Source organism: Bacteroides sp. L008 (assembly GCF_040812255.1).
Classification (GTDB): Bacteria; Bacteroidota; Bacteroidia; order Bacteroidales; family Bacteroidaceae; genus Bacteroides; species Bacteroides vicugnae.
The window spans coordinates 1,056,494-1,078,019 of record NZ_JBFNXO010000002.1; the positions used below are offsets into that span (position 1 = coordinate 1,056,494).

Annotated in this window: 17 protein-coding genes; 3 read left to right on the forward strand and 14 right to left on the reverse strand. The window is 42.1% G+C overall.

Annotation, left to right across the window (positions count from 1 at the left end; translation table 11 throughout):
- Positions 1 to 10: 10 nt before the first annotated feature.
- The 6 genes from AB3G73_RS23080 to AB3G73_RS23105 form a co-directional block, all read right to left on the reverse strand.
- Positions 11 to 709, reverse strand: coding sequence for a 16S rRNA (uracil(1498)-N(3))-methyltransferase (locus AB3G73_RS23080; RefSeq protein WP_074558500.1), 699 nt, complete (start codon positions 707 to 709; stop codon positions 11 to 13).
- A gap of 8 nt (positions 710 to 717) precedes the next feature.
- Positions 718 to 1,311 carry a bifunctional nuclease family protein gene (locus AB3G73_RS23085; RefSeq protein WP_074558501.1) on the reverse strand — a complete coding sequence of 198 codons (594 nt, stop codon included), beginning with the start codon at positions 1,309 to 1,311 and terminating at the stop codon, positions 718 to 720.
- A 23-nt stretch (positions 1,312 to 1,334) separates the two neighbouring features.
- On the reverse strand, positions 1,335 to 2,573 hold the full coding sequence (locus AB3G73_RS23090; protein WP_074558503.1) for a nucleoside permease: 1,239 nt from the start codon (positions 2,571 to 2,573) through the stop codon (positions 1,335 to 1,337).
- Between the two features lie 408 nt (positions 2,574 to 2,981).
- Complete coding sequence (locus AB3G73_RS23095) at positions 2,982 to 4,160, reverse strand: class I SAM-dependent rRNA methyltransferase (RefSeq protein ID WP_367745676.1); 1,179 nt, start codon at positions 4,158 to 4,160, stop codon at positions 2,982 to 2,984.
- A 67-nt stretch (positions 4,161 to 4,227) separates the two neighbouring features.
- Positions 4,228 to 4,887, reverse strand: a complete 660-nt coding sequence (locus AB3G73_RS23100) for a 3'-5' exonuclease (protein WP_148364351.1) — start codon at positions 4,885 to 4,887, stop codon at positions 4,228 to 4,230.
- 2 nt (positions 4,888 to 4,889) lie between these two features.
- Positions 4,890 to 5,540, reverse strand: a complete 651-nt coding sequence (locus tag AB3G73_RS23105; protein ID WP_217721582.1) for a DUF5063 domain-containing protein — start codon at positions 5,538 to 5,540, stop codon at positions 4,890 to 4,892.
- A gap of 125 nt (positions 5,541 to 5,665) precedes the next feature.
- Here AB3G73_RS23105 and AB3G73_RS23110 point away from each other — a divergent pair, with 125 nt between their 5' ends.
- From AB3G73_RS23110 to trxB, 3 genes are read left to right on the forward strand one after another with little or no spacing between them, the layout of a single operon-like run.
- Positions 5,666 to 8,158 (forward strand): DNA translocase FtsK, encoded by a 2,493-nt coding sequence (locus AB3G73_RS23110; RefSeq protein ID WP_234131896.1) that lies wholly within the window; start codon positions 5,666 to 5,668, stop codon positions 8,156 to 8,158.
- A 19-nt stretch (positions 8,159 to 8,177) separates the two neighbouring features.
- Positions 8,178 to 8,825, forward strand: coding sequence for a LolA-like putative outer membrane lipoprotein chaperone (locus tag AB3G73_RS23115; RefSeq protein ID WP_367745677.1), 648 nt, complete (start codon positions 8,178 to 8,180; stop codon positions 8,823 to 8,825).
- A 36-nt stretch (positions 8,826 to 8,861) separates the two neighbouring features.
- Entirely contained in the window at positions 8,862 to 9,812 is a 951-nt protein-coding gene (gene trxB, locus AB3G73_RS23120) for a thioredoxin-disulfide reductase (protein ID WP_004309849.1), read from the forward strand.
- A 122-nt stretch (positions 9,813 to 9,934) separates the two neighbouring features.
- Here the strand turns inward: trxB and AB3G73_RS23125 are convergent, their stop codons facing one another.
- The 8 genes from AB3G73_RS23125 to AB3G73_RS23160 all read right to left on the reverse strand — a co-directional run bounded on the left by AB3G73_RS23125 (position 9,935) and on the right by AB3G73_RS23160 (position 21,508).
- The gene (locus AB3G73_RS23125) at positions 9,935 to 12,370 is read right to left on the reverse strand and encodes a beta-N-acetylhexosaminidase (protein WP_367745678.1); all 2,436 of its coding nucleotides are present in this window, start codon (positions 12,368 to 12,370) and stop codon (positions 9,935 to 9,937) included.
- A 157-nt stretch (positions 12,371 to 12,527) separates the two neighbouring features.
- Positions 12,528 to 13,817 carry a thioredoxin domain-containing protein gene (locus AB3G73_RS23130; protein WP_148364356.1) on the reverse strand — a complete coding sequence of 430 codons (1,290 nt, stop codon included), beginning with the start codon at positions 13,815 to 13,817 and terminating at the stop codon, positions 12,528 to 12,530.
- 20 nt (positions 13,818 to 13,837) lie between these two features.
- Complete coding sequence (locus AB3G73_RS23135; protein WP_229128537.1) at positions 13,838 to 15,013, reverse strand: hypothetical protein; 1,176 nt, start codon at positions 15,011 to 15,013, stop codon at positions 13,838 to 13,840.
- The gene (locus AB3G73_RS23140; protein WP_234131898.1) at positions 15,000 to 16,139 is read right to left on the reverse strand and encodes a hypothetical protein; all 1,140 of its coding nucleotides are present in this window, start codon (positions 16,137 to 16,139) and stop codon (positions 15,000 to 15,002) included. The genes AB3G73_RS23135 and AB3G73_RS23140 overlap by 14 nt, the downstream gene beginning before the upstream one ends.
- Positions 16,140 to 16,149: 10 nt before the next feature.
- A complete protein-coding gene (locus AB3G73_RS23145; RefSeq protein WP_195648449.1) occupies positions 16,150 to 17,856 on the reverse strand; it encodes a S8 family serine peptidase in 1,707 nt (568 codons plus the stop codon).
- A 31-nt stretch (positions 17,857 to 17,887) separates the two neighbouring features.
- Positions 17,888 to 18,892, reverse strand: coding sequence for a peroxiredoxin (locus AB3G73_RS23150; RefSeq protein ID WP_195648448.1), 1,005 nt, complete (start codon positions 18,890 to 18,892; stop codon positions 17,888 to 17,890).
- Between the two features lie 32 nt (positions 18,893 to 18,924).
- Positions 18,925 to 19,935 carry a hypothetical protein gene (locus tag AB3G73_RS23155; protein ID WP_195648447.1) on the reverse strand — a complete coding sequence of 337 codons (1,011 nt, stop codon included), beginning with the start codon at positions 19,933 to 19,935 and terminating at the stop codon, positions 18,925 to 18,927.
- 31 nt (positions 19,936 to 19,966) lie between these two features.
- Positions 19,967 to 21,508: a RagB/SusD family nutrient uptake outer membrane protein gene (locus tag AB3G73_RS23160; protein WP_195648446.1), complete on the reverse strand. Its 1,542-nt coding sequence runs from the start codon at positions 21,506 to 21,508 to the stop codon at positions 19,967 to 19,969.
- Positions 21,509 to 21,526 lie beyond the last annotated feature (18 nt).

Here is a 21,526-nt window from a genome sequence, read left to right on the forward strand (position 1 = left end):
TTTACTGCTGTTATTGATTTTGCAGATTCAGCGTGTGGCAGGCCACTAGTGCTGCTGTTTCTGTACGGAGCCGTGATTTGCCGAGACTGATCGGAACGAATCCCCGTTCGATGGCCTTCTTCACTTCCTCTTCACTGAAATCCCCTTCGGGACCTATCAGGACAAGAGCATCTTCTCCGGGTTTCAGGATATTCTTCAATAGAGGTTTCTCCCCTTCGTAACAGTGTGCGATAAATTTCTGTCCTTTAAACTCCTGTCCGATGAACCGGTCAAACTCGATCATGTCGTTCAACTTTGGCAGTCGTGCCTTGAGAGATTGTTTAATGGCTGATACCAGAATCTTTTCAATCCGTTCGGTCTTGATAACTTTACGTTCCGAGAAACGGCAGTTGAGGAAAGTCAGTTCGTCAAAACCTATTTCGGTGGCTTTCTCTGCAAACCATTCGTTACGGTCCATATTTTTCGTCGGTGCCATGGCAATGTGTAAATGGCATGGCCATAAAGGCTCCTGGAAAATGGATTCTTTGATGTTTACGAAACAACGTTTGTTGGTTGCAACAGTGATTTCAGCTTTGTAAAAGTTACCTTTACCGTCGGTAAGAGTGATTTCGTCTCCGATACTTAACCGCAGAACACGGATACAGTGTTGTGCTTCCTCTTCGGGAAGCTCGTTGCTTTTCTGTATATCGGGAGTATAAAATACGTGCATAATATTACTTACTGATTTTTATTTCTTGAATTGATTTGGTCACGTATCTGGGCGGCTAATTCATAATTCTCATCTTTGATAGCCTGTTCCAGTGCTTCTTCAAGTGTTCTGGAAGTAGCACCGGGCAAATCATGTTCTTCTTCAGCCTCTTCGTCGTTGTCCGTTTTTCCAGAACGGGTTCTTTCTTCTGATGACATATGAAGACATTCTTGTTCAAGAATAGATTCATAAATAAGAATCGGGCAGTCGGCGCGCACTGCCAGGGCAATTGCGTCTGAAGTCCGTGCGTCGATACGTATAATCTCTTCGTCTTTTTTGAGGTAAATATAGGAGTAGAAAATACCATCCTTTGCTTTGTAAATCAATACACGTATCAGGCTGGCTCCCAGTATAGTAAGGCTTGTTATAAATAAATCATGTGTCAACGGACGGGGAGTTTTTACTCCTTTCAGATATAAAGCTGTAGCCTGGGCTTCCGCAGGGCCGATGATGATAGGCAGTTGCCTCTCACCGTTCACTTCGCCTAATAGCATAGCAAACGCGCCTACTTGCGCCTGGCTGTTTGTGATATTTATAACTTGTAATTCTATCTTTTTGTCCATCGTTCTCTTTTACTTAATTTGTTTTACTTTCGCTGGTGTTTGTACTTGAATATCAGGGCAAACAGAATACCGATCACCAGCGCATAAGCGGCAAAGATCAGCCAGATATCCATCCATTCGCGGCTCACCAGTCTACCGTCAGCATACACCGAGAATGCATCAACTACCGCACCGCTGGCATATCCCCCCATGATGGCTCCCAATCCGTTAGTCATCATGAAGAACAATCCTTGTGCACTGGCACGGATAGAAGAATTGGCTTCTTGTTCAACAAACAACGAACCGGAAATGTTGAAGAAATCAAAGGCCATACCATAAACGATCATGGAAAGGATCAGCATCCATAGTCCCGATCCCGGATCTCCAAAACCGAACAGCCCGAACCGGAACACCCAAGCGAACATACTGATTAGCATGACTTGTTTGATTCCGAAATGACGCAGGAAGAAAGGTATGGCAAGAATAAACAATGTTTCGGACATCTGTGAAATGGATAACAGGATGACTGAATGTTTCACTCCGAAAGAATCTGCATATTCAGGGATGCTGGCAAAACTGCTTAAGAAAAGGTCGCCGTAAGTATTCGTAATCTGCAATGCTGCACCTAGAAGCATGGAGAAAAGGAAGAAAATAGCCATTTTCTTTTTCTTGAATAATACCAGCGCATCCAGTCCGAAAGCGGAGAGCCATGATTTGTTTTCAGATTTAGCCGGTCGACAGGCCGGGAGGGTAAATGAATAAAGTCCGAGTAGCAATGCGGAAGCACCGCCCACATAAAGTTGCGCACTTGAATTCTTGAATCCGGTAAGGTCGACAGCCCACATGGCACAGATAAAACCGATTGTTCCCCATACACGGATAGGAGGGAAGTCTTTAATCAGGTCACATTTGTATTGTTCCAGTGCATTGTACGATACTGTGTTAGCGAGGGATAAAGTAGGCATATATACTAACAAGTTGAGCAACATGGCCCAATACATCTGGTCGTATCCCGTTGCGGTAGAAGCGTAGAAGAGACATCCTGCCCCTGCAATATGGCAAAGTCCGTATAAACGTTCTGCATTAAACCATTTATCAGCGATAATACCGATAATACCCGGCATTACCAAAGAGGCAATCCCCATGGTGGCGAAAATGGCTCCGATCTGTCCTCCTTCAAAATGAAGTTCTCTTCCCATATAACCACCTAGTGATATTAACCATGACCCCCATACAAAGAATTGCAGGAAGTTCATAATAATCAAACGAACTTTTATACTCATGACTTTTTTAATTTGTGTTTCTCTTCACGTTCATAAACCTTGCAAATATAATATTTTCGTTGAATAGGTGGATAAGTAATTTGATAAAAAGGGGATAAAAATGGTATAAATGCGAAGAATAGATGAGATTTGGGTGTGAAAAAACAAATGAAGAGGGTATAAAAAAAAGAAGGCTATCTATCCCAGACAGCCAATCTTTGTTAACCTTAAATCTAATACCATGAAAAACACAGTGCAAAGATATGGGGTTTATGTTATACAACATAATGTTTTCTCGGAAATCTTTTATTTGTTAACTCTAATTAACTTTGAATCTTCCATTTTTCTGTTATTGCCTTCTCTAATCAGTTATATTTCCGGAGAAATGTCTGATATCCGAATGGAAACTTGACTCCGGCACCTTACCGATTATTCTACGTAGAGTACCAACCCTTTTAAATATTCTCCTTCGGGATGATAGATGTTTACCGGATGGTCAGCCGGTTGAGTCAGCTGGTGTAGGATGCGTACACTACGCCCTGACATGGCTGCAGCGGTAAATACGGCAGTACGGAAATTATCTTTGCTTACCACTTGCGAACAAGAGAAGGTGAACAGGATACCGCCCGGTTTGATTTTCTCGAATGCTTTGGCATTCAGCTTACGGTAGCCTTGCAAAGCATTCCGCAATGCATCTTTATGTTTGGCGAATGCAGGCGGATCAAGGATGATTAAATCATACTGGTCGCCCATGCGGTCGAGATATTTGAAAGCATCCTCGGCAAACGCCTCGTGACGGGAATCACCGGGAAAGTTTAGTTCCACATTTTTGTTAGTCAGATCAATCGCTTTGGCTGAACTGTCGACAGAGTGGACGAGTTTCGCACCTCCGCGCATGGCGTAAAATGAGAATCCGCCAGTGTAGCAGAACATATTCAGTACCGAACGGTCTTTGGCATAACGTTCCAGCAAAGAGCGATTTTCACGCTGATCTACAAAGAACCCGGTCTTTTGACCTTTCAGCCAGTCCACATGGAACTTCAATCCATATTCTTGTGCGATATTGTCACTGCTTCCTCCTTTCAGAAAACCGTTTTCAGGGAAAAGGTCTGCTTTAAAAGGAAGAGTTGTTTCTGATTTATAGTAGATATTTTCGATCTTGTCACCCATTACTTCGGATAAAGCTTCGGCAATTGTCATGCGGTCTACGTGCATTCCTGCAGAGTGTGCCTGCATAACAGCGGTTTTGGCATACACGTCAATCACCAGTCCGGGGAGATTGTCTCCTTCACCGTGAACAAGCCGGTAAGTATTGTTGACCGGATTGGTGGCGATGCCGATACTGCAACGCATAGCATATGCTATTTCCAGTTTGCGTTTCCAAAAATCGTGATCGATAGGTTCCTGGCGGAAAGACAGTACGCGCACAGCAATACTTCCGATCTGGAAATGTCCTTCGGCAATAAATTCTTTTTTTGAGGTATATACTTCTACAATTTCACCTTCATCGGGCTCTCCGTCAAAACGAGCGATAGCACCGGAAAAAATCCACGGGTGGAATCTCTTAAGAGAATCTTCTTTACCAGGTTTGAGATATACTTTATGCATAATGTAGTCTTTCCTCAACCCTCTTTCCCAACGGGGAAAGGGTTTTAGATGGTTTTATTATTGGTTATTAATCACTTATTTTATTACCTATCACTTCCTCCGTGGGAGAGACTGTAGCTGTTAGCGGAGAAACCTCCCAATCTCCTGTCTGTTTCAGCTCTTGCAGCAGATTATAGATATTGAGGCACGCCCATGCATCGGTAGCAGCGTATTGTTTCTGTCCGTCACTTAATACATCAGCTTCCCAGTTGGACAAGCGTTGTGATTTGGATATTTTTTCTTTGAATAAGATGGCGTAAATCTTTTGCAGACTTTTGTCTTGTATTCCGAATTGACGCACATAGTCCTGCAACTCGATACAGCTTTGTTGGGTAAAAGGTGCGCGTTTATGCAGCATCATAAAGTCGTCTTTCAGTGAAAGTCCCACTTTGATAACAGCCGGGTTTTCTAACAAGTCAACCAATGGCTGGGTCAATCCCGTCATATTGAGACGGAATAAGAAACAGCATTCTTCGGAAGAAATCTGGAGAAGTGCTACTTTGTGCGATTGTCCTTTGGTAAAGGAAGGACGAGTTTCGCTGTCGATACCTATCACAGGTCTGGATTGGAGGTAAGCTACTGCTCTTTCCGTTTCAGCTTCCGACTGGATAACATAAATACGTCCCGGAAAGACAGTTTTCGGGAGTTCTTTTAGTTCATCTTTATCTATGGTTCTTCTTACAATCATTTCTATTTTAATTCATCATCATGGCAATGGCAACCGTCTTCGTGGCAGTGGCAATCATCATCGTGGCAATGACAGCCATCCTCTTCACAACAATCGTTGTCGTCGCTTGGTTCGTAAAATCCTTCTTCCTCTTCTTCCTCCTGGTTGTATTTCACATCATGAAGGGCACGGAGCGTGTTTACCAGTTTCTGTCCCCACAGTGTACCGAAGTTCTCCTGGCAGATAGCCAATGAATCATTCATCGTTTCGTTCAGTCCCAGTTGGAAGACAAATATGAAATCTTTAATATCCTGATAAATGTCGGCCAGGTCTTCCGATATAGACTTCTTGATAGGCTGGTCGCTATACACCATATCTTGTACGAATACGTCCAGATAATCATCCTTGTCGGCCATCAATCCGGAAAGGTTGATGCGCAGAATTTCGTAAATCTCTTCTGTGACATACGTTTCGAGCGCTTCGTCCCCGATAGTCTCACATTTGGGCAGCATAGATGCTTTGAGATAGAGCAGGGGAAGTATTTTTAATGATGTATCAACGAAAGTGCTACGCTTCATGCGTTCGGCACGTTCGAGAAATGCACAAAATTCGGCAGCTACCGTTACGAACTCAATTACGTTTTTATCAAATATCGTTTGGCTTTCTTTTTCCATGATCTATATTGATTTGAAACGCAAAGGTAAGAAAAAGGATTGAATGAGCGTAGTGCTCGTTATTTTTTTATTATTTTTGCAGCTTAGAATCTCATTCCAGTTTTATAAAAAAGAATTAAAGACTCATGGCAAAGAAGAAATTAGATAAGGAGGCGGAACGTACTCCCTCTTCCCCCAGTAAAATTGTGGCTGTATGTAAGAATGAAACCATTCATTTTGTAATCGGATTGATGCTGGTCATCTTTTCCGTTTACCTGTTGTTGGCTTTTTCTTCCTTCTTCTTCACGGGGGCTGCCGACCAAAGTATTATCGATAGTGGCAGTTCGGCAGACTTGGCAGCCGTTAATAATCAGGTGAAGAATTATGCAGGTTCACGTGGAGCGCAGTTGGCCAGTTATTTGATTAATGACTGTTTCGGTGTTTCCTCTTTTTTCATACTTGTTTTCCTGGCAGTGGCAGGATTGAAGTTGATGCGTGTACGTGTTGTACGTCTGTGGAAGTGGTTTATCGGCTGCACACTCTTGTTGGTCTGGTTCTCCGTATTCTTCGGATTTGCCTTTATGGATCATTATCAGGATTCTTTCATTTATTTGGGAGGTATGCACGGATATAATGTCAGTCGTTGGCTGATTTCGCAAGTAGGAGTACCCGGTGTGTGGATGATCCTGTTGATAACCGCTATCTGTTTCTTTATATATATAAGTGCACGTACCGTTATCTGGTTGCGTAAACTTTTTGCATTGAGTTTCCTGAAACGCGAAAAGAAAGAAGAAAAAGAGAACGTTCCGGAAGGAGAAGACGATCCGGAATTTACAACTTCCCAACCGCAAGAAGTGGAGTTCAATTTGAAACGGACGTATAAACAGACACCTCCTCCGGTACCAGTGATGGATATTCAGGCTGAAGAACCTGAAGAAAACCTCCCTATTAATAAACCGGAAAAGGAAGATACTTCTGTATCTGACGAAAGTGAAGGAGTGACTATGGTATTTGAATCGACAGTTTCCAATCCTGCTCCTATTGTGCAGGAAGACTCTTTGGAAGAGGCGGAACCTGGGTTTGAGGTAGAACCGGCAGCTTCGGAAGAAGAATATCAGGGACCTGAACTTGAACCTTATAATCCTACTAAAGATCTGGAGAACTACCGTTTCCCGACTATCGACCTGATGAAGCATTTCGAAAATGATGATCCGACGATTGACATGGACGAGCAGAATGCAAATAAAGACCGCATCATCAATACATTACGTAGCTTCGGAATCGAAATCAGTACGATTAAAGCAACCGTAGGACCTACGGTAACTTTATATGAAATTACTCCGGAACAGGGAGTGCGTATTTCTAAAATCCGTGGGTTGGAAGATGATATCGCATTGAGCCTTTCCGCTGATGGTATCCGTATTATTGCTCCGATACCGGGTAAAGGAACCATCGGTATTGAAGTACCGAACAAGAATCCGAAGATTGTTTCCGGACAAAGTGTGATCGGAAGCAAGAAATTTCAGGAATCCAAATATGACTTGCCTATTGTATTGGGTAAGACGATCACGAACGAAGTTTTTATGTTCGACCTTTGCAAGATGCCGCACGTATTGGTGGCAGGTGCAACCGGTCAGGGTAAATCTGTCGGTTTGAATGCTATTATCACTTCTTTATTATATAAGAAACATCCGGCAGAATTGAAGTTTGTACTGGTCGACCCGAAGAAAGTGGAATTCAGTATCTATTCGGTGATTGAAAATCACTTCCTTGCCAAACTTCCTGATGGAGGCGAACCTATTATTACGGACGTAACGAAAGTAGTGCAAACCTTGAACTCTGTTTGTGTGGAGATGGATACCCGTTATGATCTTTTGAAGATGGCGCATGTGCGTAATATCAAAGAATATAACGAAAAATTTGTCAACCGTCGTTTGAATCCGGAAAAGGGACATAAGTTTATGCCGTATATCGTAGTGGTGATTGATGAGTTCGGAGATTTGATTATGACTGCCGGTAAGGAAGTGGAACTTCCGATTGCCCGTATTGCACAGTTGGCGCGTGCTGTCGGTATTCACATGATTATTGCTACACAGCGTCCGACTACAAATATTATTACGGGTACGATCAAAGCCAACTTCCCGGCGCGTATCGCATTCCGTGTATCCGCCATGATGGACTCCCGTACCATTCTCGACCGTCCGGGTGCTAACCGCCTGATTGGTAAGGGGGATATGCTCTTCTTGCAGGGAGCCGATCCGGTGCGTGTGCAATGTGCCTTTATCGATACGCCGGAAGTGGAAGAAATTACGAAGTTCATCGCTCGTCAGCAAAGTTATCCTACTCCGTTCTTCCTGCCTGAATTCGTGAGCGAAGATGGTGGTAGTGAAGTAGGAGATATTGATATGGGACGTCTCGATCCGTTGTTCGAAGATGCAGCCCGATTGGTAGTGATTCATCAGCAAGGTTCCACTTCGTTAATTCAGCGTAAATTCGCTATCGGTTACAACCGTGCCGGACGTATTATGGACCAACTCGAAAAAGCGGGAATCGTAGGCCCTACCCAGGGAAGCAAGGCACGCGATGTCTTGTGCATGGATGATAATGATCTTGAAATGCGATTGAACAATTTACAGTAACCGTTCGTTTATTAATCAAATGAGAAAATACATTTTTAGTGTTTTAATAGCTTTACTGTCTTTGCCTGTGATTGCCCAACAACAGCAGTCGCAGGCTAAAGTCATTCTTGATAAGACGGCAGAGGCGTTTCGTAAAGCAGGTGGTGTAAAGGCCGATTTTACTGTAAAGGCTGTGACGAACGGTCTGGTAGAAGGTGTTGAAAATGGAACGATTCAGTTGAAAGGAGAGAAATTCGTACTGAAAACGTCGGATATCATCACTTGGTTTGATGGAAAAACGCAGTGGAGTTATGTGACAAAGAATGATGAAGTGAACGTCAGCAATCCGACACAGGAAGAGTTGCAGCAGATTAATCCGTATACATTTCTATATATGTATCAGAAAGGATTCTCTTATAAGTTGGGAGCAACTAAGACGTATCGTGGAAAAGCTGTTTGGGAAGTCGTTTTGACTGCCAGAGATAAGAAACAGGAGTTGGAACGTATCACTCTTTTTGTGACGAAGGATACTTATGAACCTTTGTATATTTTGCTTCAACAGCGTGGTCAACAGACACGTAATGAGATAACCATTACAAGTTATCAGACAAAGCAGAATTATGCGGATCAGGTTTTTACGTTTGATAAAAAGCAATATCCCAATGCGGAGGTGATAGATTTGAGATAATATACGTTTATAACAAAACGAAAAAGATAAATTAAAATGGCAGAAATAGAAAAAGTAAAATGCCTGATTATAGGTTCAGGACCTGCCGGATATACGGCAGCGATTTATGCAGGACGTGCAAATTTATGTCCGGTACTTTATGAAGGATTGCAACCGGGTGGCCAGTTGACTACTACTACGGATGTGGAGAACTTCCCCGGTTATCCGGAAGGAATCAGTGGTCCGCAGTTGATGGAAGACTTGCGTGCACAAGCAAGCCGTTTCGGAACAGACATTCGTTTCGGTATTGCTACAGCGGCCGATTTGAGCAAAGCTCCTTATAAAATAACAATCGACGGTGATAAGGTTATTGAAACAGAATCATTGATTATTGCTACCGGAGCTACTGCTAAATATCTGGGACTGGAGGATGAGAAGAAATATGCCGGAATGGGGGTAAGTGCTTGCGCTACTTGTGACGGATTTTTCTATCGTAAGAAAGTTGTAGCTGTAGTCGGTGGCGGTGATACAGCGTGTGAAGAAGCTGTTTATCTTGCCGGACTTGCATCCAAAGTATATCTGATTGTCCGCAAACCTTTTCTGCGTGCATCGAAGATTATGCAGGAGCGAGTAATGAACCACGAGAAGATTGAAGTTCTTTTTGAACACAATGCGGTTGGTTTGTTTGGCGATAATGGGGTAGAAGGTGTAAACCTGGTGAAACGTTGGGGTGAACCGGATGAAGAACGTTATAGCTTGCCTATCGACGGTTTCTTCCTGGCTATCGGACATCAGCCGAATACTGAAATATTTAAAGAATACGTTGATACGGACGAAGTGGGTTATATCATCACGGAAGGTGATAGTCCCCGTACAAAAGTCCCCGGAGTTTTTGCAGCAGGAGACGTTGCCGATCCGCATTATCGTCAGGCTATTACGGCTGCTGGAAGTGGTTGCAAAGCTGCTTTGGAAGCAGAACGTTATCTTTCTGCCAAAGGACTTATTTAATCCGGTTTATATCCGATCATAGAAGGGGATTAAAACCCTTATAAATATAAAAATCACCCACGTTAGAGTTTAATCTGTAGCGTGGGTGATTTTGTAGAACAGCATTTGCCGATTGTCTTTGGTCAATATGCTTCTATTTCATCTATCCATAATTCGGCAGGAATGACTTCCGGACCGTTATTCTTTTCAAAGTTGACACCATTACGCAGTGTGCCGCCATTCTTGATTTTGACTTTCAGGAACGTAGCCTGTGTCGGTTCAAATTCAATGGAATCGGTGAATGCAATTCTTCCTGTTTCCGGATAATCGTGTTTCAAAGCTTTTTCGGCTATCGGTGTGTATTGCTTACCGTCTGCTGATACTTCTACGGCAACTCCTCCTGCAGGAAGAATTCTCATGGCAGGATTAAATAAAGAACCGAAAATAACTTTGCTGACTTGTGTCGGCTTATCCAAGTGAACGATAAATTCCAAATCCTTACCTTCAACGATACCGAAGCTACACCATGGAGTATACGAAGCGTTGTTACCTCGTTTACCATTGGTCAGTCCGAAAGTAGTCTGGTCGGCTCCTAATACATCGTTTTCATCGAATATATCGCCTGTCCATCCCATCGTATAATTAACCGTATAGGGCTTTCCTGTCAATAAATTGCCATACAGTGGCTTGTGGGCTACTTTGCCCAATATCTTTCCGTCTTTGAAAGCAGCAGCTTTCAAAGACGGAAAGATATTGCCTTCAAGAACAAAAGGCTTTTCATATAAAGCGGACGCTTTGGACGGTTCGCTGCCGTCCGTTGTATACCGGATTTCCGCATCCGGGTAAAAACTTTCCAGCAATACCATTAAAGGACCGTTCTCATCTGCGTGCGTATTTATATTTACGTCAAAGAAATTGAGACAAGGCTGGGTGTTCATAACTTTCAAACGTTCAAATTCAGTCACCATCCGTTCGCAGAAATTCTTCCAGTCTTTGTTTGCGTTTTGTGTCCAGGCCGTTTCGGCGATAGCCATTGCACGCGGGAAAGCTTGATAGTCTGTACGTTCTGAAGTTTGCATATACTCTCTCCAGATATTACCTTGTATTCCGATGATATGTTTCTTGGCAAGCTCGTCAGCGTCGTCCGGAACAGGGTTGTAGCTATATGTTTTCTTCAAGGTATTGTATCCGCCGATAGTAGTCGGAGCAATTTCCGGCTCTTCTTGATAGTAGTCCAAATATACATAAGGATTCGGAGTCATGATGGCATTATGCCCAGCTTTGGCTGCATTCATACCTCCTTCTACACCGCGCCATGACATAACAGTCGCATTGGGAGCCAGACCACCTTCGAGAATCTCGTCCCAGCCGATGATGTTTTTGCCTTTACCATTCAGGTATTTCTCCATGCGGGTAACGAAATAGCTCTGCAACTTATCTTCTTTGCTGTGTTTTATTCCGTCTATCTTACTGGGAGTCGTATCATCTTTCAATCCTAACTGACGGATTAACTGCTGGCAGAAAGCACTGTTCTTCCATGCTGTCTTGGGACATTCGTCGCCACCGATGTGAATGTATTCGCTGGGGAATAATTCTATCACTTCATCTATCACTCCTTCAAAGAATTTGAAAGTCGTTTCACTTGGACAGAATACCTGCTCGAATACTCCCCAGGTAGGAGATACCTTGTAAGTCTGTGTCGAGTCGCATGACAATTCCGGATAGGCAGCAAGTGCAGCCAATGCATGTCCCGGCATTTCTATTTCGGGAACGACATTGATATATTTGCTTGCAGCATAAGCCACTACCTCTTTGATTTGCTCCTGTGTATAATAACCTCCATGTTCTTTTCCGTCGAATACTTGCGGATAGTTTACATAGTAATAGTCTACCAATGTCTTTTCACGCTTGGAACCGATTTCCGTCAATTTGGGATATTTCTTGATCTCAATTCTCCATCCCTGATCGTCTGTCAAATGCCAGTGGAAGACATTCATCTTGTTCATAGCCAGTAAGTCGATAAACTTGTAAATGTAGTCAATCGGTACATAATGGCGGCAAACATCCAACATGAGTCCGCGATGAACAAAACGGGGTGAATCTTCAATTTCTACGGCAGGAACCGACCAGTCAGCTTTCTTATCCAACTGCTTTCCGTAAATTGCCGGAGGGAGTAACTGATAAAGAGTCTGCACTCCATAAAAGAATCCGTTCGGTTGGGAAGCGGTGAGTGTAATGAGACTGGGAGTAACCGACAATTTATAACCTTCTTTCGGCATACCTTCCTGTACAACAAAAGAGATTGCTGTTTTTCCGTCTGCACTTTCAGCTTCTTTCAAGGAAATTCCTGCTGTCAGTTTTAGTTGTCCGGCTAAGCTGTCGGCAATGCTTTTTACTTCCGGAGCATCCGAAGGAACTACGAGGCAGACTTTGTTGTTTAGTTCAAAGCGTCCTTCCTGTGGAAGAATCTGGTTGGGGTTGGGAACGATGTTGTACTCGTTCACCGCTTCTTTTGTCTTCTGACAACTGGGGGTAATCATTAATAAGGACAAAAGAAGAAGAGAAATACTTTTCTTCATGGTCAAAATGTGTGTTAAGTTATAAATAGGTTTGACAGGGCAAATGTACTTGTTTATATGATAAGTTCCAATAATATGGAAATAAAAAAGCCGGAACGATGTCCGGCTTTTAGCTAAAGTTTCAGATTAATTTAGTTATATAATTAAGAGAGAGTTTTTATTTCAGTAGTTGTTCTTCGATGATTTGTACGTACTTCTCCGGAGTGGCTCCGACTTCAATAATCGGTTTGCCGCCTGCAGGTATGAAGAATAAGGTAGGCAATGCCTGTACACCGAAGTGATTGCATAAATCCTTTTCTTTGTCCGCATTAACCTTGTAGAATACAACTTTACCTTTATACTTTTCGGCCAGCTTTTCCATTTCCGGAAGTAAGCGCATGCAAGGTCCGCACCAAGTTGCCCAGAAATCAATCACAACCGGTTTGTCGCCGTTATAAACGAAATCATTCCCTTTTCTGTAGTCGAAGATGTGTTCGAGGAAGAATTGGCGGGTAATCGGATTCAGTTTACCGTCTTCAATTTTAGTTTCCGTTACTTTAGCTTCCGCTTCCGGTATGGGAACCATGTCAAATGGCTGGAAATAAATTTTCTGATGAATATAGTCAATGGATATGATTCCGTAGTCCAGTATTTTTTTGCCTAATACAGAGCGTTTCAAGTACGGGTTCTTCACTGCCATGGCATCTTCAATCTTTGTTTTTACGAACATGGTTTCTGGTAAGATGAGGCTTTCCTCTTCTTGAGTGGCTTCTTTATATCCATTGGAAACTTTTTGGTTGGTTCCTTTGGTGTATTGTGCGCTCCATGTATTGAAATCTTTTTCGGTAAGATTTACCAGTCCTTCGCTCCACGTATCCAGAACAAGAGAAACAGGTTTCCCTTGAATGGATATCGGACATACGATTCCTAATCCTGTAATCAGATCAAAGTTCTCCCGGTAGTTTAATTTCATATAAGAGGGACGATAGGGCTGCGTAATTGTGAGCTTTTTCCGTTGCATATCAATGGTCAGAACAGAAGTGCGGAAAATGGCACCGCTTAATACACCCATCACTCCCAGCTTGCGTAGATACGGTTCGTCTTCCAGAACGAAAGCTGGAAGATCGTTGCTAAACGTATTGTTGCCAATAGCAACAGTTGCCATTTCATATACTTTTCCAACAGGTACTTGTTTGAATACAAAATCCTGATAAGCACTAAAAGTACCGTTCTTCCCCGTGTCGATGTGTAACTTCTTGATGGCCTCAGGAAGCAGGGCGTTATGTCCTGACAGATCGAGGACAAAGTCTGCCACTTCGCCATTTATGGCGGCTTCTACGATTATCTTTCCATCAATGGTTTTGAATGGAATGACCTCTGTCATACTGTTCTGTGTCTGTGCACTGATTCCTCCGGCAATACAAAATGCAAGTAGACAGAGATACATCTTTGTTATTATTCGCTTCATATCTTTTTTCTGTTTAAAGTTCATTTCTCTTTCCTGATTTCAATTCTTTTCTCTTGATTGTCTTTCTTGACAATAATATAACCGGTATCACCGGGGATGGCATTCATGATATCTTCTACAGCCATCTGGCTCATGGGACAATCTTCCAGAGAAGTACCGTTGATGTTAATCACCTGGTCGCCGAAAGCTACTTTATCTTTCATGCTGTCCCAGATCGTTGTGATTTCAAATCTCTCATTGCGCGGCAGTATACTTACGTTCCAGAGAGCTGGAGCACCGCCCATGTCGGTTTTTCCTTCTTCAAACGGAAAAAAGTAGAACCGTCTGCGCATATAATCGATAATTACTTTACCGTATTCCAATAAATCCACTCCGATGATGCTTCCATTCATCACCGTGGTCGTACTACCCACATTTGTGAATTCTTTCCCCATGATGTTGATGGGGGGAACAGTCACCTTCTTTATATCTACCGGCTTGCCCAGACCTGTTATTCCGGCAGCTACGATACCATATCCGTGATTAGTAACTTTTGAAATGTCAGACAGTCTCTCATAATCTTCTGTAGAATAAAGCAGAAATCCATCTGCACCCGTATCGAACAGAACCTTGAAATCATTATCCCCTAAGCGGACGTTGACGATGGAATGATGCTCCGTCTCATCCAACAGTGGAATCCCATCCGTTACTTTTAGTCCTTCAGGACGATACGGATAATTGATAACCATTATTTTAGAACGGGAATCGAATGTAACTACCGACTGTGCGAAAGCGTCTCCTCCAAGAATACCGACAACCCCTAGTCCGGTGAAGAATGGATTCTTTGGCAGTACCATTGTCTTCAACTGCTTGATTTTATAGTTTTCCCCGATAGATACATTCTGTACATGTGCTTCCTGATAATTGGAGCCTTGTGCATTCACATCGGAAATACGCATATATCCTGCGGCAGTAGCTTTCATTTCCGTCGCAGCATCATACATAGTTCCGGTTCTTCCTCCCGTGTCGACGATATATTTCACTTTTATACCGTTAACGGTGACGGGGATAATGATTTTCTCTTGTATAAATTCATAAGGAATGGTGTCGCAAACCTTATTCCGGATTTGCGCTGCCATTCTTTGTCCGCAGTTTAGAAATAACAGCAACCATAAGCCGGTCAGTATTCCTATTCTTTTCATATTATTCTTTTTCATAGATAATATCCTTTACTCCAGAAGCTGTCTTGATCGTCAGTTTCGTTTTCTTCTTCTCTTTCAACTCCGGTATTCCGTTCAGAATACTTTCGCAGAAGTCATATTTCTTAGCAGGTTTGCCATTGATTTTAATCACCTTGTCTCCGACTGCTATCTTACCTTTCGTACTGCTCCATACAGTAGATACATATAAGTCTCCGTCTTTGACCGTCAAGTCAAAATTATTACCTTGATTGTTTATTTCATTGTCCGGTTGAAATGCTTCAAAATAGAATCTTCCGCGTGGATAGTCAATGGTCACTTTACCGTATTGCAACAGCTTGACACCCAATAATGTGTATGGGTGATTGTTGGTGCTGGTTGTTACGTTACGGAATTTGGTGGCTCCGACTGATAACAATGGAATACGAACCCTGTAAGAAGATGCCTTGTTCGCCTGACCGGATACTCCGATACTCCCTTCTCCATATCCTTCGGAAACCACTTCCATAGAGGCTTCGGGTTTGATTTTTTCAAAATCGCTTTCAATAAGAGATAACAGACTGGGACTACCTGTATCAAATAATACAGTTATGTTGCTCACCGGGGCTATCTGTATATTGATAATCGGCATACCACCATCTTTCGTGAAATTCAGCATTTTCCGTAAAGATACCGTAGAAGGCTTTTCTGCAGATGTGACTATGATATTTTTTGTCTGTGAATCTATGCTGACAATGGTACTGGCAAACAAATCGCTGCCGATAATACCGTCTACTCCAAAACATTCCCAACCTTTTACCTCATCGATAACCAGCGACGGTGCATTTTTAAAGTTGATAATATTATCGGGAGTTGTCAGATTTTCTATCCGCGCAGTTTTGTAATAGCTTTCCACGTTGTTTACATCCGTCACCTTCATCGAGTCCGTAGCCACTATCTGTAGTACTTGGCAGGCTTTGGTCGTGAGTGCGGTACGTCCCCCGGTATCAAAGATAAAAGGACGTGCGGTGCCGTTCACTTTCATTTCGATAACCATTTTTCCGCCTACCATTTGATAAGGTATGGTTGCTTTATATTGTTGGGCGAATAAAGAGACCGCCATGCAAAAGGCGATGACGGTTCCTGTTATACGAGTATACTTCATAGACTAATCTTTATTTGCTGACTTTTTCCGCTTCCAAAATTGCCTGATAAGCATTTACGATACCTCCGGAAATACATAAATCGTCAAAAAGAAACAAATCTTGTGAAGGACTATCGTTCACACGGATTCCTTTTTCTACCTCTACTCCTTTGCGTGAGGTGACGCTTTTCAGTAATATATCACGGATTTGAGAGCCGGTCAGTTTGGGGAAATAAGATTTTACAAGGGCAGCTACACCGGCCACGGTAGCCGAGGCCATTCCTTCACCGGTTCCTTTCTGGTAAGTATCGCCCATATAAGAAGAATAAATATCCGTTCCCGGAGCATAGATGTCAAGAGTCGTTGCGCCGTAGTTCGTGTTCAGTACCGGATTACCTTTCTTGTCGGATGAAGCAACCACCATGAAATTGGTAAGCTCGCCATCCTTGCCCATCTTCCGGTTCGGGAAGAATTCACTTTTATCCATGTCTATCGACAGATCCCAAACAGGAACGATAACTAATGCTCCTTTCTTTTCTGCCTCTTTCAGCGCATCTGTTACCCATTGTTTCTGCTCTTCAGGATATAAGGAGTTCTGTTCCGGCAGTAAGATAACGTCTGCTCCGTGATTTACTGCATAGCGGATGGCCAATGCCATATCTTTCAGGTAAGGTTCTCCTTCTCCCGGATGGATGCGCAAGGTCATGATTTCGGCATTATCGGCAATACCGTTACTTCCGATACCATTGTCACGTTTGGCTGCGATGACACCAGCTTTCATTACACCGGTTGCTGCATCCGATGTCAACAGTACATTATTGCCGTAATGCATGTCATTAATATCCAAAGGATTGTCACCTACAATTTCTCTCCGGTTGTCTGTACCATATTTCTTCAATGCATCTTCGTAGGATGCTTTGGCAGTTTCTGCGCTTTTCTTTCCCATTCTCTGATATACAGTTTCCCACTTGTCTGTATTATAGATGCTGAATGAGTAAGCTGTAAAAACAAAAGCAACTTCAGAAAGACTGTCTCTTTCCGCTTTAGGATTATAACAACTCTGGAATTCTTCAACAGTCAGTTCTTTTCCGGGAAAACGTTTTTTCATGTCCTTGTCGAACTTTTCGATATATTCCTCAATTACATAGGAAAGTTGCAAGCCACCGTATGAACCGCCAATTCTGGATTCCGGCATAACCTTAAAACGATAATAATTGTATTCTTCCATATTTTCCGGTGCGGGAACCTCCTGACGTTTTCCGTTAACGATTTTATAATATTTCTTTCCATCAAAGACATAATCAGCGTATTTATCTTTGAGGCGGAAGAATTCACGTTCTCCTTCACGTGTCAGGGCTTCCATGACCTGACCATCTTTACCGCCGATGAAATTCCATCCATTGATGTCGTCTATCAAACCATTCTTGTCATCGTCTTTCTGGTTCAGCTTTTCTTTGGGATTGACCCAGATAGCCTGTTTCAGATCTTCGTGTTCTACGTCCATTCCTGTTCCGATCAATGCGACGACCGGTCTTTTTTTAGCTTTCTTTTTGTTGGCTTTCAGGTAATCATAGGCCTTGTTTACTTCAGCCCCGTACACACTGTCTTGGTCGAAAGAACAGTTAAACCAGTCCAGTTCGGATTGTTTCTTTTGTGTTTCTACCTTTTGTTTGACTAACTGGGCCGATACTGCCATGCTGACAAAACAGCATACGATAGGAAATATAAGTTTCTTCATTGTTGGATGAGTTATAATTTATACAGTTTAGTTACTTTCTTATTTTTAAAATGGCTTCGCGCACCTGTTCGCCCCGGACGTTGCGTGCTGCGAGTTTGCCTTCTTTGTCAATGACTACAAGGAAGGGGATAGAGTAGAAGCCATAAGCATTCTGGATAGCACTTGGAGTTTTACTGTTTTTAGGGAAGCCTGTCTTGTCCCACAGCATCACCCACGGGAGTTTTTCTTCGTCCAGCATTTTTCTCCATTTAGCTTCGCTGTCATCTAATGAGACGCTGATAAATTCCAGATCGTCAGCTTTCAGTTCATTGTATATTGTCAGCATGCTACGCATTTCTTTGCGACAGGGACCACACCAGGAAGCACAGAAATCCAGTACGACAATTTTCCCACGGAAATCTTTCAGACTTACATTTTTTCCGTTGGCATCTATGAATGTAAAGTCGGGACATTCCGCGCTGATAATTTGATGGGAGAGGACCTCTACCCGATTTACCAGCCATTTGGCAGATAAAGACTTTCTGTCTTGTTCCGGTATCATATCCAACAACATTTTGTTGGATTGGTAATCATTTATATTTGCCAGATAGGCCAGTGCGGCTGCCATGCCGGGAGTCAGTTTCCCTTTGACAGAAGCAGAAATCGTTGCTATATCCGGATCTCTTTCTGTAGGCATATAGTTTTGTAAAGTCAGAAACGAATCGATGCCGGTGAATGAAAGCGAACTTTGTTCGGGGTTCTTTTCATCAAAGTAACCATTGATTGTTACCGGAGTATTCTCTAGATAAATATCCTGCTCGGTTTCTCCTAAATAAAGTTTATAGACATCAGGGAGGATGTCTGTCTCGTCGGTACTGAATGTGCCATTCGTGCCGATGAGACAGCTTAATACAACGCTTTCGTTCATGTCTTTTATTTGCAAAGTCGTTGGTTTTAATACCTTTATTCTTCCTGATATTTTCAGTCCGTTATTTCCCCATACAGTGGCACTGCATAAGAGTAATATGGTTAGCAATGAATTTCTTACTTTTGTCATTATTATAAGTTTATAGTTAATTGTCAGAGTTGTTATTCTTCATCGGGCGTTTCCGGTATTGGAGGTAAAGGTAAATCCCAATTTTCCGGTCCGTTGGCTATTGCTTCCAGATCAATCTGATATTTATCTTTCAAATATTTTTGTACGAAAGCGAACTTTTCGGCAAGAAAAGGATATTTATCAGCCGGATATTCCTCTGCTAATTGAGCTTGGTTATAGAACATGGAAAGATGCATATATCCTATAAAAGTCTCTTCATTGGTTGGAGGATAAGAGTTATTGTCCGGTGTGCTGATACTATTGAATACATATGTGTTGACACTTCCCGGATATCCTCTGGTAAGATAATAGTTTGGGTCATCTTCCATTCCCAAACCTCTTACCAGATTGGTGACATGGTCGAATCCTGCCTCAAATTCTTCAGGTATAACAATGTTTCCGGCTTTTACAGCTTTTTCCAATATGGGACCCAATATCATTTTCCGGCGTCTGTCAAGCACTGCCCTGTCTGTAGGTATTAAATAAGGATCGCCGGGATTATCTTCTCCGAACATACAAGTGCACCAATAATCCAACCCATCGCGATTCTCGTGTATGGGCACAATCCAACTCGCTAGGATCACGCCTCCAATTTCTAATACGCTTTTGCTATGGACATTGTATCCCAAATACCAATACATAGGCAGAACTTTAGAAGTGATCGGCGGATTCAAGTATGCAAAGATTTGCTTTTTCATAAATTCGACATAGTAATTGGTCATTTCATCATTTACACAGCCTTGGCCTTCGTAGCCACTACCATATGTTGTACCTGTCCAGCTCCGGTTAAAATCTTCCTTTTGCAAATCTTTATAAATCAGATATACATTATAGTCTTCGTATATTTGGGCAATGTCATCGTCCCAGCTATTATTTCCTTGAGGTACTTTGAAGCGTAATTCAACGCCTCCTTCTGTAGGAGTCAGTGTATCTTCTTCATAACATGAGGTGAATGCCATACAAGCAAGTAATCCCCATAAAATATATATATTTCTCATATTCATTTCCTTTGTTTAATTCATCAGATATATACTATTAACTTTCCCGTTTTGGAGCTAAAGGATTCTGTTCCAGTTTCTTATTTTTAATCAAGACAGCGTCTGGTATAGGCATAGTATAGGAAGGGTCATTCTGTTTTAATGTATATACCTGTTCTCCCCATCTATGAATAATTTGTGGCATTCCGTAGCGTCGGAGGTCAAACCATCGTTGCCCTTCAAAACAAAGTTCTTTTCTTCTTTCACTTTTGATGAAAGTTTTGAGCGCATCGCCGGTTAATCCGGTAGGTTCAACAAATTTGTCGGGGGCATAACGTTTAGCCAGTAAGGTTTTTAAAGCAGAGAGTGCTGTACCTTCGTCATTATTATGAGCAGCTGCTTCTGCTAGATTTAAATAGGCTTCGCCTAGTCTGAAGGATAAAGCAAAGTTTTCCGATCCACTAGGCTCACCTGTAGCCGAAAGTTTGTACTTGCCAAAAGTTGTGTAAGAGTCTTCATAGAAAACGTAATCATCTTTATTGTACTCTTTCGCTATATACTTTTCTTTTCTTAAATCTCCATCTTCAAAGCTTTCAATCAGGTTATCAGAAGCGATAAAAGCTTCTCTGTAGTAGGTGGTATTACCGAAGTAACCTTCTTCCTCATACTCTACCGACTGATCATTGAACACGGTAAGGTCTGAAACGCTTCCGTATAACCAAATAACTTCAGATGATTTTAAAGATGTAAAATTATAATAAGGCTCTGCCACTGTTGGAGAAGGGAGGGCGTTTAAGTCTATTAAAGAGAAAGACCAGTCATTTATTACTTTATTGGCGTATATAGCTGCATCTTTCCAGTTTTCCATATAAAGAAAAACACGGGATTTCAGTAATTGTATCATTGGAAGGTTGACCAGATAATTGGGCTCATATTGTTTATCTTTGCTCAAAGTAAGGAATAAACGTTCAGCTTCATTCAGATCGTCCACAATTTGGTTGTATACTTCCTCAACGGTGTTTCGTGTCATTAACAGTTGGTCTTCAGGGAGCAGGTTGCTGTCTAGTTTGAGCGGAACTCCTAAAGCTTGTTTGTTATAGTTGTATGGTGCTCCAAAATGATTAACCAACATAAAATAATAGAAAGCTCTTAATCCGAGAGATTGAGCTATTACATAATTTTTTTCAGCTTCCGTACCACTTACGTCACCGATATAATCGAGAGCGGCATTGGCACCTAAAATATAGTTATAGTATCCCTCCCAGACATTTTGAATATTGTAACCATTTCTTTCCATAATGAAAAACATATCCGGTTGCCATGTATAAACAGCTTGCTTGGCCTCTACTTCTTTTAGAGAGTTAATACTAAATTCATAATCGGTTTTATGAAACTGAATATCATCGTCGAAGAAACTAAGAAAGGCTAGCAGGCTATTACCTTTGTCTTGTTTGGGATAAGCGGAGCCTATCAGCATTTCCTGCAAAGCATTTGCATCTTTAGGAACATACTCACTTTGAGATTTAGGCTCTAGAAAATCTGAGCAAGAGGATAGCGATAGTAAGGCTATTCCTGTTAGTATATATATAATTCTTTTCATTGTTTATCTTTTTATTTT

What these genes read in the sequence shown, in the direction of transcription:
- AB3G73_RS23080 (WP_074558500.1), bottom strand. Translation starts at nt 709, where the DNA reads ATGCACGTATTTTATACTCCCGATATACAGAAAAGCAACGAGCTTCCC.
- AB3G73_RS23085 (WP_074558501.1), bottom strand. Translation starts at nt 1,311, where the DNA reads ATGGACAAAAAGATAGAATTACAAGTTATAAATATCACAAACAGCCAG.
- AB3G73_RS23090 (WP_074558503.1), bottom strand. Translation starts at nt 2,573, where the DNA reads ATGAGTATAAAAGTTCGTTTGATTATTATGAACTTCCTGCAATTCTTT.
- AB3G73_RS23095 (WP_367745676.1), bottom strand. Translation starts at nt 4,160, where the DNA reads ATGCATAAAGTATATCTCAAACCTGGTAAAGAAGATTCTCTTAAGAGA.
- AB3G73_RS23100 (WP_148364351.1), bottom strand. Translation starts at nt 4,887, where the DNA reads ATGATTGTAAGAAGAACCATAGATAAAGATGAACTAAAAGAACTCCCG.
- AB3G73_RS23105 (WP_217721582.1), bottom strand. Translation starts at nt 5,540, where the DNA reads ATGGAAAAAGAAAGCCAAACGATATTTGATAAAAACGTAATTGAGTTC.
- AB3G73_RS23110 (WP_234131896.1), top strand. Translation starts at nt 5,666, where the DNA reads ATGGCAAAGAAGAAATTAGATAAGGAGGCGGAACGTACTCCCTCTTCC.
- AB3G73_RS23115 (WP_367745677.1), top strand. Translation starts at nt 8,178, where the DNA reads ATGAGAAAATACATTTTTAGTGTTTTAATAGCTTTACTGTCTTTGCCT.
- trxB (WP_004309849.1), top strand. Translation starts at nt 8,862, where the DNA reads ATGGCAGAAATAGAAAAAGTAAAATGCCTGATTATAGGTTCAGGACCT.
- AB3G73_RS23125 (WP_367745678.1), bottom strand. Translation starts at nt 12,370, where the DNA reads ATGAAGAAAAGTATTTCTCTTCTTCTTTTGTCCTTATTAATGATTACC.
- AB3G73_RS23130 (WP_148364356.1), bottom strand. Translation starts at nt 13,817, where the DNA reads ATGAAGCGAATAATAACAAAGATGTATCTCTGTCTACTTGCATTTTGT.
- AB3G73_RS23135 (WP_229128537.1), bottom strand. Translation starts at nt 15,013, where the DNA reads ATGAAAAAGAATAATATGAAAAGAATAGGAATACTGACCGGCTTATGG.
- AB3G73_RS23140 (WP_234131898.1), bottom strand. Translation starts at nt 16,139, where the DNA reads ATGAAGTATACTCGTATAACAGGAACCGTCATCGCCTTTTGCATGGCG.
- AB3G73_RS23145 (WP_195648449.1), bottom strand. Translation starts at nt 17,856, where the DNA reads ATGAAGAAACTTATATTTCCTATCGTATGCTGTTTTGTCAGCATGGCA.
- AB3G73_RS23150 (WP_195648448.1), bottom strand. Translation starts at nt 18,892, where the DNA reads ATGACAAAAGTAAGAAATTCATTGCTAACCATATTACTCTTATGCAGT.
- AB3G73_RS23155 (WP_195648447.1), bottom strand. Translation starts at nt 19,935, where the DNA reads ATGAATATGAGAAATATATATATTTTATGGGGATTACTTGCTTGTATG.
- AB3G73_RS23160 (WP_195648446.1), bottom strand. Translation starts at nt 21,508, where the DNA reads ATGAAAAGAATTATATATATACTAACAGGAATAGCCTTACTATCGCTA.